The sequence below is a fragment of the Paludibacter jiangxiensis genome (assembly GCF_001618385.1).
In the GTDB taxonomy this organism is placed as follows: domain Bacteria; phylum Bacteroidota; class Bacteroidia; order Bacteroidales; family Paludibacteraceae; genus Microbacter; species Microbacter jiangxiensis.
Genome location: NZ_BDCR01000004.1, coordinates 55,667 through 68,320, shown reverse-complemented (window position 1 = coordinate 68,320; position 12,654 = coordinate 55,667). Strand labels below are relative to the sequence as shown.

The window sequence follows — 12,654 nt, the reverse complement described above, 5'->3', positions numbered from 1 at the left end:
ATTTTCATGAATGACAGCCGTCATTTCAGAGTGGACATGTATTTTGGGTATTTTGTTTATATAGGAGCATTTTCTATCGTGTTCTATCTGAATTATTTATACCTGATAAACAAATTCCTGTTTGATCAGAATACCGTTCGGTTCATTATTGCAAATACGCTTCTAATAGTTGTTTGCTCTTTACTGCTGTACTGGTATCGCACCGTTGAATTTGCCCATATGTGGCATGGTCCGATGCAAGGCAGAATGCACATACCACGTCCCCCCGATCCGTTTTTGTTCAGAGACGTTACCTCTCTCGTTCTTTCTGTGGGGCTTAGCGTGGCGATTCGGGTGACCGGCAAATGGTACAAAACCGAAACAGAGCGCAAAGAAATGGAAAAAGACCGCTACGAGACGGAACTAAAGAACCTGAAGAACCAGTTGAACCCTCATTTCTTGTTCAATACGCTCAACAACATCTACTCGCTCATTCCGGTTCATCCGGAACAGGCGCAGGATACAGTTCACAGGTTAAGCCACTTACTGCGTTATGTTTTATACGAAAACAACGACAATTTTGTGCCAATCGACAAAGAGATTGACTTTTTGAAAAGCTACATCGAGCTCATGTCGTTGCGTCTGTCGGAGCAGGTGAAACTGACAACCGAGTTCAACATAGAATCGGGCAACGACCGGATAGCTCCCATGCTCTTTATCTCATTGGTAGAAAACGCATTTAAGCACGGAATCAGTCCTATTAATCAGTCTTTTGTTCACATCAGCATAACATCCAAAGAAGGTCAGGAAGTGGTTTGCACCGTAGAAAACAGCAACTTCCCCAAAAACATTCAGGATAAAAGCGGTTCGGGCATTGGACAGGAAAATCTCAGGAAACGGCTTGACTTGCTTTATCCTAACCATCACAATCTTTGCCTCGAAAACAGAGGCGACACATACTTTGCGCAACTACAAATTAAATTTTAATATTGTAAGTTTTTTATTATCCTTTTTATTAACAACAAAAAACTATTTTGAACTATGAAAACATTAGCTTCTGTAGCATTTATGCTGCTTTTCGCATTACAGGCTTATGCCGGTAAAGTAGACGGAACATGGAAAGCCACATTTGGCGCACCGGATGGCGGACAAGGCATGGAAATGACCTTCAAATTCGCAACCGACGGTGACAAAGTTACCGGTTCCATCGCTACTCCTCAGGGAGATATGCCGATTTCAAACGGTAAAATTACAGAAACCGGCTTTACATTCGAAATCGACTTCAACGGCACAACAATGAAAAATACCGGCACATTCAAAGATGACGATACTATTACATTGAAAGCTGAAGGAATGCCTGCTCCCGACGGTCAGGACAACCCCGGATTGGTTTTGAAACGTCAAAAATAAATTCACAGAAAAAGCCGCTCGAAAGAACGGCTTTTTCTCTCTTTCCGCTATCTTTGAATTCCATATAACCAACCTTTTTCACCCCCTGTACAACAATGATTAACTGCCTGATAGTTGATGACGAACCGCTCGCGCTGGATTTGATAGAAAGCTATGTACGCAAAACGCCGTTTCTCAATCTTGTAGGTCGTTGCAACAATGCCATTGCTGCGATGGAAGCTATCCATGGCGGTGGTATTGATTTGCTTTTTCTGGACATTCAAATGCCGGAACTCAACGGACTGGAGCTCTCGAAAATGATCAGCGACAAAACCAAGGTCATTTTCACTACCGCCTTTCAGCAATATGCCCTGGACGGCTATAAGGTCAATGCGCTCGATTATCTGCTAAAGCCGATCAGTTATCAGGAATTTCTGCAAGCGGCCAACAAAGCAGCCAAATTATTCAACCTGCTCCGCAACCAATCCAACGGTGAAGCCGGCAACGATTCCATCTTCGTCAAAACCGAATATAAACTGGTACAGATATTCCTCAACGACATTCTCTACGTTGAAGGATTGAAAGATTACGTGAAGATTTATCTCGAAAGCGCTACCGAACCTATCTTGTCGTTAATGAGCATGAAATCGGTTGAAGAACGCCTTCCGCCTGATAAATTCATGCGGGTTCACCGGTCGTTTATCGTTCAGCTCGACAAGATAAAAACCATCGAACGCAACCGCATCGTCTTCGGCAAAATCCACATCCCCATCTCCGATTCTTACAAAGATCATTTCATGGAATTCCTCAACAAACGTTTTTTTGCTTAAAAGACCTTCGGGGATGCCAGAAAGAACGGGCAGGACACTTGGACTACGCATTCAAAATTTCAATAAGGGGCTTCCGCCCCTGTGATCCCGACTTCCTTTTTGCCTTGAAGCCAAAAGGAAGCAAAAAGTTCAAGGCTATGCCCGCTTCGCTCAAAAAACTGGCGTTCGCCAAGCTAAATCGCCCAAACTCACTCCTTCCTTACGTCTGGAGTTTCAAACGGTGGGCGATTTCACGCTTCACTCACTTGTTTTTTTGCTCACCGGACAAGGCCGTTCCTAATCTGACTTAGCAGCATTTGAAAATTGAGAAACAGTCCTTTGCGCACTTCTATATACGCCATTGCGGCAAAACTGCGGCTTATTCTTTGCCTTTCAGCAAATTTAACGTCCATCAATGATTTCTGACTATTTCCATCCCGAATATTATCTATTTTTGCCTTTGTAACAATCAACCATACTATAAGATATGACTAACCTCAAAAAAGCGCTTCTTCTCCTCATCGGAGCTCTGTTTGTTTTCGGTGGAAAAGATGCAATGGCTCAGGCCAATAAAAGCAACACAGGCAACGCCGGCGATCAGTCAAAACAAGAAAATGCCTCTTCTTCAAAAGCGAAGGCAAAGGACAAGAAAGCTGCTGAAGCCACAACAAGCACAAACAGTAAAGCTAAAAGCGCAAAAACTGTTGATAAAGCCGGAAACAAAAGCAACTCTCAGGCTTGGTCTACGAAAACAAAAATTGAAAAAGATAAGCCCGAAAAAGCTTCTTCTACAAAATAATGGCGTCATCGCTGCTCTACAAAGCCCAAACACGCTGGCTGTTTCATGCTCACATCAAATTGAAACTATCGGCATTTTGGGACGAATCGGTATTTGATGAGTTGTTTGCAGTGATGGAATCCGTCAACGAACGCTATAATTCATATTCCGAAGGCTCATTTATAGACCAGATCAACCGGCAGGCCGGATCATTTGTCAATACCGACGCCACCACAGCAACATTACTAAAGCACCTGAACGATCTGTCCGATGATCTGGCGGGCGAATACGACATTACCGTAATGCCGCTGATCCGTTTGTGGGGTTTCTACAAAACATCTGCCTGGCGCATTCCTTCCGACGACGAAATTCGGGCTGCACTATCGCAGGTCGGTTACCGGCGCATCCAAATCGAAGACACAAAGGTTGCCATTGAGAAGGGACAGGAAATCATTACCGGCTCATTTGTCAAAGCTTTTGCTGTCGATCAGGTGACAAAACTGATGCGTACAACAGGTATAACCGACGCCATTATCAATGCCGGTGGCAGCAGCATCTGCGCCATCAACAACGACTCACATCCCCACTGGCAAGTAGAAGTAAACGATGCAGAAGATGAAGACAACACTCTCTTTTTGCTACAACTTGCCAATGAATGCTATTCCACTTCTTCGAACGAAAACACTTTTCTTGAAATAGAGGGGAAACGCTACGGCCATATTATAAGTCCGAAAACCGGCTATCCTTCCGAAAACCGTCAGGTAGGTATCATCAGTCAGGATGCGCTTACCGGCGATGTTCTTTCAACCGGACTTTTCAATTGCGACAAAGAAACATTTCTCCGGAGAATGGAATTCCTTTCCGACAAATACGGTGTAGAAGGGTTCCTGATGGACAAAAACGGCGATACGATTTTCTCCCGCAACTTTGAAAAATATATTATCCGCTAAAGATTATTCTGTCTTTCTCATTTAAGGTTCTACTCTCCTTACCGGTTTAACTCAAGCCGTACCAAAAACACGCAAATAACGCGAATTATTCTAAAAGATTATCTGATATGTCACCTAATTGAGCTTATATCGTCTGAAAGACGTCATTTGCATAACCGTATGCCATTGGCTTACGGATTGTAAATGCCCCGTTCTTCTATGCCTGAAAGGCATTACTTTTAGTATAGTCCGACCTTTCAGGTCGTGTGGTAGAAGCTTTGCCAACACGCAGGTCACGGACCTGCGGTTATTAAAATGGGGCTTTTCAAGCCATTAGGCAAAATATCAGATACTCATTATTCTCATTAACGCTAATCAAATGCGCCCACAATAAATGTATTTAGACGACTATAACCGGTCTAAATTTGCGGCATTTGAGTAGTTTGCGTTCCTCATCCAGTAGCCCAACCATCCTGAAATTGTATAAAACATCGGCCCGTCATTCCACTTTGGCAAACTACCACCTTATATTTGCAACAGCAAATACAATAATCGCACCATTTCTTTGGGATAAAAATCAAAACTATGGATACCAAAAACATTGTCAAAGAATATAGTAACGGAGAAATTACCATTGTATGGAAACCCGGTTTGTGTATTCATTCCACGGTTTGCTGGTGTGATGAAGAGGGTTTACCCGCTGTGTTCAACCCGCAAAAACGCCCCTGGATCAATCCGAACGGAGCATCTACCGGACAAATTATAGCGCAAATAGAAAAATGCCAGAGCGGAGCATTAAGCTATTACAGAAACAACAATACCGATACTAAAACCTAACTATTATGCAACCTGTTACATACAACCGGTTGGCTCATGCAGCCAGCCCTTACCTCCGCCAACATGCGGCCAATCCTGTCGATTGGTTCGAGTGGGGAGAGGAGGCCTTAAACAAAGCAAAAGCTGAAAACAAACCCCTTTTGATCAGCATCGGTTATGCCTCGTGCCACTGGTGTCATGTGATGGCTCAGGAATCTTTCTCGAACACAGCCATTGCAGGACTCATGAACAGACACTTTGTCTGCATCAAAATAGACCGGGAGGAACGACCCGACATTGATCAGATATACATGGAAGCTGCCCAGCTTATCAACGGACGGGGAGGCTGGCCACTCAATGCCTTCGCCCTACCCGACGGACGTCCGTTTTATGCAGCCACCTATTTCCAGCCTCATCAATGGAAAGAGCTGTTGCAACAACTGGCCGACTTGTATGAAACCGATTTCCCAAAAGTAGAAGAAGCCGCTGTTTCCTTAACCAAAGGATTGCAAACAAATCCGTTGTCCGTAACTTTTGACGAAGAGACGGAATCGGATATTATTCTCCAATCCGACTATCACGAGGCATTCGAAAGCCTCATTTCTCAGGTGGATTTATTGTCCGGGGGCTTTAAGGGAACTCCTAAATTCATGCTGCCGGTGGGATGGGAAGCCCTGTTGCAATATTATTCCCTTACCGGTAAAAAAAATGTTCTGTCGGCTGTTACCTATACCCTTGATTCGATGGCCCGGGGCGGCATTTACGACCAGATAGGCGGCGGTTTTGCACGTTATTCTACAGACGGTCAATGGAAAGTGCCCCATTTTGAAAAAATGCTGTACGACAATGCGCAGTTGATTACGCTTTACGCGCATGCATGGCAGGTGACACAGAAAAGTGAATATAAAACCATTGCCGAACAATCCATTGCCTTTGCCGAAAGAGAACTCCGGAATCCGGAAGGTGGATTCTATTCCTCTATCGATGCGGACAGTGAACACGAAGAAGGCAAGTTTTATGTGTGGACAAAAGAGGAATTTGAACTTTCGTTGGAATCAACCGACCCAGGATTGCTTTCTCATTTTTATCACATTAGCACGAGCGGCAATTGGGAGAAAGGGAAAAACATCCTGCATTATACGGTGGACAAGGAGGAATTTGCGCTTAAAAACGGCGTAGATCCCGTTGATTTTGAGAACATTTTGCAAGAGGCGAACCAACTCCTGTTCAACGTACGGAGCAACCGGATACGTCCCACAACTGACGGAAAAGTGATCACTTCCTGGAATGCTCTGATGATTTCGGCTTACGTTTCGGCCTACAAAGCATTCGGCAATCCGGCTTACCTGCAACGCGCAACAGAGCTGGTCGATTTCGTAAAGAAATATCTGCTGCACGATGATATTCTGTACCGAACCTGCATGGATGGCAAGGTTTCCACCGAAGCTTTTCTGGACGATTATGCTTTTCTGGCTGATGCAATGCTGTCGTTATACGAGGTGACGTTTGACATCCGCCACGTGCAACTTGCCGATAAGCTGACCAATTACGTGCTCCATCATTTTACGGACGAAGAACACCAGCTCTTCTACTACACGTCGGACAAATCGGAGCCTCTCATTGCCCGAAAATACGATTACACCGATAATGTGATACCTTCGTCAAACTCCAGGATGGCGCATGTGCTGTTAAAATTGGGTCGGCTTACCGACAACCTTATTTACCAACAGCGGGCAGAAGTGATGCTGAAAACTATCGGACAGCGCTATATACAAGGCGGAGCCTATTTTGCCAACTGGACGATATTGGCCGGTAAAATCACCCATCCGTCAATTGAGATTGTGGTTACAGGCGAAAATGCACTGTCGGAAGCTCTGCGCTTACAGCAACATTATTTGCCGCTTACTGTGATAGCAGGGGGAGATGATGCAACATTACCGTTATTGAAAGAACGTGCAAACAATAAAGAATTAAGCTTTTACGTTTGCCGGAACAACACCTGCGGATTTCCGGTTCATTCGGTTGAAGAGGCATTGCAATTGCTCAGAAACTGACACCTGTAAAATCAGCTTTTACATCCGGAATAGTAAGATCTCCTTTTGCACATCTTATTATTCCGGATTATTTTTTCATGGTTTTAATCATCGTTTACGGCTCCACTTAACATTAAGTTGCAATAAACAACTATTTTTACATCAAGCCTTATTTAACGCACAAAAAATATAAACGACTTTTTGTAACTTTGAAGCCAAATTAGACAGCAATCGTTTGCACAAACAACTTAAATCTATCTAAATAAACTGTATATGAGCAAAGTAATTATCAGCAGCCATCAGGATTTCGAACCATACATGGGAAAAGAGCTGGGTGTATCAGACTATTTAAAAATAACTCAGGAACAAATCAATCTTTTTGCCGACGCTACACTCGACCATCAATGGATTCATGTGGACGAGAAAAAAGCGCAGACAGAAAGCCCTTATAAAGCAACTATTGCGCACGGTTATCTCACCGTATCGCTGCTTCCGGTTTTATGGGCACAAATCGTTGAAGTGCAAAACACAAAACTGCTGGTAAACTACGGTATTGAAAAACTCAAATTCAATCAGGCCGTTACTGTAAACAGCGAAGTCAGAGTTAGAGCCACTCTGGTATCGGCCGTCAACCTTCGCGGTATTACCAAAGCCGAAATCGGCGTTACAATGGAAATTAAAGACAGTAACAAACCAGCCTTTCAGGGTTCGGTAGTATTCCTTTACCATTTCAACTAAGAAGACAAACGCTATTGTCTATGACACAAAATAACCCGGTAACTATCGGGATTGTGGGTGGTATCGGTCCCGAATCAACCGTTGAATATTACAAAGGAATTATCAACGGTTACCGTTCCGTATCAAACGACGATAACTATCCACGCATTATCATCAACAGCATCAACATGACCGAAATGTTGTCGCTGATCGATAACAAAGACTATTCAGGAGTGGCCGATCTATTACTCAGGTCGGTCATTTCTTTGAAAAACGCCGGAGCAACGGTGGCTGCCATTGCTTCAAATACTCCGCATGTCGTTTTCGACAGAATTCAGGCACTCTCCCCTATTCCACTCATCAGTATTGTTGAAGCCACCTGCAATCGTGCCGTCCAATTGAAATTGAAAAACGTCCTGCTGATAGGCACACGATTCACCATGCAGCACTCTTTTTATCAGGATGTGTTTGCACACAGCGGCATCAACGTCATTGTGCCTCCCGCAAAAGATCAGGAAACGATTCACAATATTATTTTCCCCGAACTGGAAGAAGGTATTGTCATTCCCGAAAAGAAGGCCGAAATGATTGCTCTCTGTAATCAGATTATCGAAAATGAATCCTGCGACGGCATCATACTCGGATGCACAGAGCTTCCGCTGATGCTTAGCAGCAAAGACTTCCGCATTGCAGTACTGGACACTGCTCAAATTCACATACCGTCGCTTGTAGAAAGATTATCCGGCAAGTAACTTTTCCGCTTTCTGTCTTATCTTTGTATGCTTATTGTCAAAAATATTTTTGCAGGTAAAATGTGTCTTGCAAGAGGAAACCGGGTTTGATGGGATGTCTTTTGTTTTTTGTCTCCGTCGCTGCAGTCGAGATGTTCCTCTGGACACAAAAGGCAAAGAAAACAGTCACGGTTCTGTCGATCTGAGCAATATACACTGCAATAGAACCGGATTGTTTTTATAATCGTTGATGCGATCAGACCCGAAGGGATAAACAAAAAATACCAAACCGACGGAAAGCTGTTTGAGTGAGTAGGCCATCAACAATAGTTCGTTAATGAGAAAATGATTCATGGCCAAGCGAACGAGTTCTTTCCGTCAATGTTTTTGCTTACTTTTTGCGCCAAAAAGTAAGGCCTGCCGCAGGCAATAAACAGATTAAATAATGGTTCACATTAATTGGATGAGTGCTGCCTCATAAGGAATATTGATATTATATGACTTACGAATAGAAAATTGATCTTTGTTTTTCACCCCAAACCCCTGAAGGGGCTATAAATCTGCTATTTCCATTGGCGTAAAAGTCCCCTTTTGGGGGATCGAAGATCAGCGAAGCTAAATAGGGGTAGAAAAATAGGACAACATTGCAGCTTATAAGTTTATCAATAACAACATTGACTTTTGAAACATCATCATATACTTAAAAATGCGATTAAAAATCGCATCACCCATCAAATCGGTGTTATCCATTGACAAGCAAACAATACTTGCAACAGTAAAAATTCACTTGATATGAAAACTATTCTCCGAATCCTGACACTGGTGTGTTATTTCCTTCCCTTCACGTTCTTTGTAAAGACGTGTGTTGGCCCGGAAATGAAACTGGCTTATAACAAGAATGAAGTTGTGATCAACAAAGAAGCCGCACTTACGTACGAAAAGCAGAAACACATTCAGGATAGCATTGTGGCTCAGCATATGTCGGACACTGCGCAAGATCACCTGAGTCAGGCGCCGGCAAAAGACACCCTGAAAACTGATACGGCTCAGAAAAGCGTGTCATCCAACGTACCCTCCGACCACCAAAGCAAGTTCAAATCGAAGCTCAATAATTTCGCATGGTCACTCTATAGCGTATGGGAACGCGTAAAAATGCCTACAGACGCCTCTTTATCAGGCATAGGAACCATTTTTAGCTACAAAAACATATTCGGGAAAATACTGGTTGGCCTCAGCTTTATCCTTTCGCTGCTGTTGTTATTCAACACCAAATACTTTAGAACCGGCAGGAGAAAGACTCTTCTTCTTGCCACAAACATCTTATCATTAATTCTATTTCTGGTTGTCAGTCTGTTGTCATCCGTTTCTTTGCTTTGGGGCTTCTGGCTTTTACTCATCTTGTTGTTCTTCGAACTTTACAACGAAGTGGTGACAAAAAAGGACACTACGCAACAATGATGCTGAATTTTCATATAAACAAACTGACATCGCACGCTTATTTCAACACACAATGAAAATTATTAATACGGCACTATTATCCTATGGCATGAGCGGAAAGGTATTTCATGCCCCTTTTATCAACCTCCACGAAGGATTTCACCTCTTGGGAGCGTGGGAGCGCAGCAAGAAACTGATTCAGGATGCGTATCCGGGAACACGATCTTATGCTTCGCTGGACGAATTGCTGGCCTACGATGCTGTGGAGCTGGTGGTGGTCAACACGCCTACTTACACGCACTACGAATACACCAAACGGGCGCTTGAAGCCGGAAAACATGTAGTTGTTGAAAAGGCTTTTACCTCCACGGTGGCCGAGGCGGAAGAGCTGAAAATGCTGGCCGAAAAACAAGGTAAAAAGCTGGCCGTGTACCAGAATCGCCGCTGGGACAGCGATTTCCTGACCGTAAAAAAGGTGATCGAAAGCGGTAAGCTCGGCGATATCAAAGAAATGGAAATACACTTCGATCGTTACAACCTCGACCTGAGTTACAAGACGCACAAGGAAGAACCGAATTCAGGTTCGGGTATCGTCAAAGATCTGGGGCCACACGCCATCGATCAGGCTTTGCACCTGTTTGGTATGCCGCAGGCAGTGTTTGCAGACATCCGTACCATCCGGCCGGTTTCTGTCGTGGACGACTGCTTCGATATTTTGCTTTACTACCCCACTCTGCATGTCCGAATTAAAGCCACATTGATCGCCAAAGAACCGGTTCCGGCCTATATTATCCATGGCACCAACGGCTCTTTTCTCAAGTCGCGCGCCGACATTCAGGAAGGCATTTTGCTGCAAGGAGCCAAACCGGGTAGCGCCGATTGGGGTACCGAACCCGAATCAGAACAGGGCACCCTCAACTACCTGGCAAACGGGGAAACGATCCGTGAGAAGGTACAGAGCGAACAGGGCAACTACTTCGAATTCTACAAAGGCGTTTATACCGCACTGGCAGAAGACAAACCGATGCCGGTTACTGCCGATGATGGCATCCGCGTAATGCAGATTATCGAAGCCGCCTTCAAAAGTCAGGCAGAAAAACGGGTGATTGAACTTTGACATTGAGAAATAGCATAATTGGCTTCTATAATATCACTCCTACGGAGCTCTTTATTCATAACGAATGACAATGTTTACCATAATAATACTCCTATCGGAGCATTGTTTTAGCTTCAGAGAAGCTAAATTATGGTAGAAAATAATTGAGACGTAATCATTGGAGCTCCGTAGGAGTGATATTATATTGGCCAAAAAGCCATATCAATTTTATTATTAGATGTTTACCCACTAACACAACATCATAAAACCAGATTAACGTGAACGACGAGATGACATTTGGCCTTTTGTGCCTGACTTCCTTTTTTACCCTGATAAATCCTATCGGGACGATGCCTATTTTCATGACCATGACATCGGAGCTTGACTCCCACAGCCGTGGTAAAATTGCGCAAAAAGCATCGCTTGTCGGCTTGCTCAGCATTCTCTTTTTCGCCTTTTCGGGACAGCTGCTTTTTAAGTTTTTCGGCATCTCGGTCAACAGCTTCAAAATTGTGGGCGGCGTTATCTTTTTCATTATGGGAATGGACCTGTTGCAGGCACGGCTCGGACAGGTAAAAGTAAAAGACTCTGAAATAAAGAGTTACATCAACGACATTTCCATCACGCCTTTGGCCATCCCCATTATTTGCGGACCGGGCGCTATCACCAATGCTATCGTGCTGATGGAGCAGGCCGTTACACTGGAGAAAAAGCTGATTCTTATCGCCGCCATTGTGCTGGTCATGATCCTGTCGTACCTCATCCTGCTGAGTTCTTCCCGTATCATCAAACTACTTGGCGAAACAGGCAACAACGTATTGATGCGGCTGATGGGGCTTATTGTGATGGTGATTGCCGTTGAGTTCTTCTTCAGCGGCCTGAAACCCATACTCCACGACATTCTGCATTAAAACTTTAAAGCTCTGATTTTTTGCTTAAATCAGTCAACCTTACCTCCGTCTTTTACTGAATAGCTCTCTATTCATATAATCTCAATGACAAAATATATTTTTGTGTAAAATATATTTTGTCATTTCTTTTTTGATAAAAATAAAATCTTTACTTTTGAGAAACAAATAAAATATAACATAAATCAAATCACAATGACAAAACAAGAACTTAAACAAAGACTTTTAGAGTCTGCCAGAAGCGAATCAAGACACCTCAATTATGATTTTTCTGTGTCAGTTGAGAATAGTCTGAAAGAATTAATTGACACAGGTGTTGACAGAATGACATTTTCTGATCTTCTTTCAGAATCACGCAGACAAGAAGCAGAAAGAAATCTAAACATTTTGGTCAACCACATGATCACCAATGCGAAATCAAGAAATATCACTCAAAATATTGATATTATAGCATTTAGTGTTGTCAGAATGAGTATCTGCCCTCTATGGCCATTTTGTTAGACCATGAAAGAAAATGAAAAAAAAGCGTTTGATTTTGCCGCTGATGTCACAAAACAGCTAATCACCTTATCTACTGCTATTATAACAATCACAATTACATTTTCAAAAGATATCATAAGCAATTTTGAAAATAATCCAGCTAAGGATTATTTGCTATGGGCATGGATACTGTTTATTGCAACTGTATTTTTTGGAATATGGACATTATTGGCTTTGACCGGTTCTTTACAACCGCTGAAAAAGGTTGCTAAGAATACACAAAATGAAACTGTTTCCAACACAGAAAAGAGCCGTGAAATTGATTGTTCAATTAATGCTGGGAATGTTAGAATTCCCTCAATAATGCAAATTATATGTTTTATGGTAGCTTTAAGTTTTACAATAGTATTTGGATTTAGTTCTTTACAAAACTCTCAACAAAAACACAATACAAAGTCGATGAGCAATACAGAATTACAAATTATTAAACAAACCACATTTACAATAAAACCAGATTCTACAGTAGACACATTTCGTGTAAAATAAAATACG

Annotated in this window: 14 protein-coding genes; all 14 read left to right on the top strand. The window is 42.9% G+C overall.

The genetic code is table 11. The features are described 5' to 3' along the window. Positions 1 to 6 precede the first annotated feature (6 nt). Positions 7 to 966, top strand: coding sequence for a sensor histidine kinase (locus tag PJIAN_RS10505; RefSeq protein ID WP_236714398.1), 960 nt, complete (start codon positions 7 to 9; stop codon positions 964 to 966). A 54-nt stretch (positions 967 to 1,020) separates the two neighbouring features. Then, the gene (locus PJIAN_RS10500) at positions 1,021 to 1,389 is read left to right on the top strand and encodes a hypothetical protein (protein WP_068704822.1); all 369 of its coding nucleotides are present in this window, start codon (positions 1,021 to 1,023) and stop codon (positions 1,387 to 1,389) included. Positions 1,390 to 1,484: 95 nt separating this feature from the next. Next, complete coding sequence (locus PJIAN_RS10495) at positions 1,485 to 2,198, top strand: LytR/AlgR family response regulator transcription factor (RefSeq protein ID WP_068704820.1); 714 nt, start codon at positions 1,485 to 1,487, stop codon at positions 2,196 to 2,198. 466 nt (positions 2,199 to 2,664) lie between these two features. Then, positions 2,665 to 2,976 carry a hypothetical protein gene (locus PJIAN_RS10485; protein ID WP_068704816.1) on the top strand — a complete coding sequence of 104 codons (312 nt, stop codon included), beginning with the start codon at positions 2,665 to 2,667 and terminating at the stop codon, positions 2,974 to 2,976. Next, entirely contained in the window at positions 2,976 to 3,905 is a 930-nt protein-coding gene (locus tag PJIAN_RS10480; protein WP_068704814.1) for an FAD:protein FMN transferase, read from the top strand. Before PJIAN_RS10485 ends, PJIAN_RS10480 begins: the two co-directional genes overlap by 1 nt. A 564-nt stretch (positions 3,906 to 4,469) precedes the next feature. Beyond that, the gene (locus PJIAN_RS10475) at positions 4,470 to 4,721 is read left to right on the top strand and encodes a (4Fe-4S)-binding protein (RefSeq protein WP_068704812.1); all 252 of its coding nucleotides are present in this window, start codon (positions 4,470 to 4,472) and stop codon (positions 4,719 to 4,721) included. A 5-nt stretch (positions 4,722 to 4,726) separates the two neighbouring features. Next, positions 4,727 to 6,754 carry a thioredoxin domain-containing protein gene (locus PJIAN_RS10470; RefSeq protein WP_068704810.1) on the top strand — a complete coding sequence of 676 codons (2,028 nt, stop codon included), beginning with the start codon at positions 4,727 to 4,729 and terminating at the stop codon, positions 6,752 to 6,754. A 252-nt stretch (positions 6,755 to 7,006) separates the two neighbouring features. Continuing rightward, positions 7,007 to 7,471 (top strand): MaoC family dehydratase, encoded by a 465-nt coding sequence (locus PJIAN_RS10465; RefSeq protein ID WP_068704808.1) that lies wholly within the window; start codon positions 7,007 to 7,009, stop codon positions 7,469 to 7,471. Positions 7,472 to 7,491: 20 nt separating this feature from the next. Further along, positions 7,492 to 8,202 (top strand): aspartate/glutamate racemase family protein, encoded by a 711-nt coding sequence (locus tag PJIAN_RS10460; RefSeq protein WP_068704806.1) that lies wholly within the window; start codon positions 7,492 to 7,494, stop codon positions 8,200 to 8,202. Positions 8,203 to 8,973: 771 nt separating this feature from the next. After that, positions 8,974 to 9,639, top strand: coding sequence for a hypothetical protein (locus PJIAN_RS10455; RefSeq protein WP_153802549.1), 666 nt, complete (start codon positions 8,974 to 8,976; stop codon positions 9,637 to 9,639). A gap of 52 nt (positions 9,640 to 9,691) precedes the next feature. Then, positions 9,692 to 10,735 carry a Gfo/Idh/MocA family oxidoreductase gene (locus tag PJIAN_RS10450; protein WP_068704802.1) on the top strand — a complete coding sequence of 348 codons (1,044 nt, stop codon included), beginning with the start codon at positions 9,692 to 9,694 and terminating at the stop codon, positions 10,733 to 10,735. Positions 10,736 to 10,992: 257 nt separating this feature from the next. Next, a complete protein-coding gene (locus PJIAN_RS10445; protein WP_068704801.1) occupies positions 10,993 to 11,625 on the top strand; it encodes a MarC family protein in 633 nt (210 codons plus the stop codon). A 192-nt stretch (positions 11,626 to 11,817) separates the two neighbouring features. Then, the gene (locus PJIAN_RS10440; protein WP_068704799.1) at positions 11,818 to 12,123 is read left to right on the top strand and encodes a hypothetical protein; all 306 of its coding nucleotides are present in this window, start codon (positions 11,818 to 11,820) and stop codon (positions 12,121 to 12,123) included. Positions 12,124 to 12,126: 3 nt separating this feature from the next. Then, on the top strand, positions 12,127 to 12,648 hold the full coding sequence (locus tag PJIAN_RS10435; RefSeq protein WP_068704797.1) for a hypothetical protein: 522 nt from the start codon (positions 12,127 to 12,129) through the stop codon (positions 12,646 to 12,648). Positions 12,649 to 12,654 lie beyond the last annotated feature (6 nt).

Excerpts from the sequence above, each read along its gene's own strand:
- PJIAN_RS10475 (WP_068704812.1), top strand. The coding sequence starts at position 4,470 with ATGGATACCAAAAACATTGTCAAAGAATATAGTAACGGAGAAATTACC.
- PJIAN_RS10505 (WP_236714398.1), top strand. The coding sequence starts at position 7 with ATGAATGACAGCCGTCATTTCAGAGTGGACATGTATTTTGGGTATTTT.
- PJIAN_RS10450 (WP_068704802.1), top strand. The coding sequence starts at position 9,692 with ATGAAAATTATTAATACGGCACTATTATCCTATGGCATGAGCGGAAAG.
- PJIAN_RS10500 (WP_068704822.1), top strand. The coding sequence starts at position 1,021 with ATGAAAACATTAGCTTCTGTAGCATTTATGCTGCTTTTCGCATTACAG.
- PJIAN_RS10435 (WP_068704797.1), top strand. The coding sequence starts at position 12,127 with ATGAAAGAAAATGAAAAAAAAGCGTTTGATTTTGCCGCTGATGTCACA.
- PJIAN_RS10455 (WP_153802549.1), top strand. The coding sequence starts at position 8,974 with ATGAAAACTATTCTCCGAATCCTGACACTGGTGTGTTATTTCCTTCCC.
- PJIAN_RS10495 (WP_068704820.1), top strand. The coding sequence starts at position 1,485 with ATGATTAACTGCCTGATAGTTGATGACGAACCGCTCGCGCTGGATTTG.
- PJIAN_RS10440 (WP_068704799.1), top strand. The coding sequence starts at position 11,818 with ATGACAAAACAAGAACTTAAACAAAGACTTTTAGAGTCTGCCAGAAGC.
- PJIAN_RS10480 (WP_068704814.1), top strand. The coding sequence starts at position 2,976 with ATGGCGTCATCGCTGCTCTACAAAGCCCAAACACGCTGGCTGTTTCAT.
- PJIAN_RS10465 (WP_068704808.1), top strand. The coding sequence starts at position 7,007 with ATGAGCAAAGTAATTATCAGCAGCCATCAGGATTTCGAACCATACATG.
- PJIAN_RS10485 (WP_068704816.1), top strand. The coding sequence starts at position 2,665 with ATGACTAACCTCAAAAAAGCGCTTCTTCTCCTCATCGGAGCTCTGTTT.
- PJIAN_RS10460 (WP_068704806.1), top strand. The coding sequence starts at position 7,492 with ATGACACAAAATAACCCGGTAACTATCGGGATTGTGGGTGGTATCGGT.
- PJIAN_RS10470 (WP_068704810.1), top strand. The coding sequence starts at position 4,727 with ATGCAACCTGTTACATACAACCGGTTGGCTCATGCAGCCAGCCCTTAC.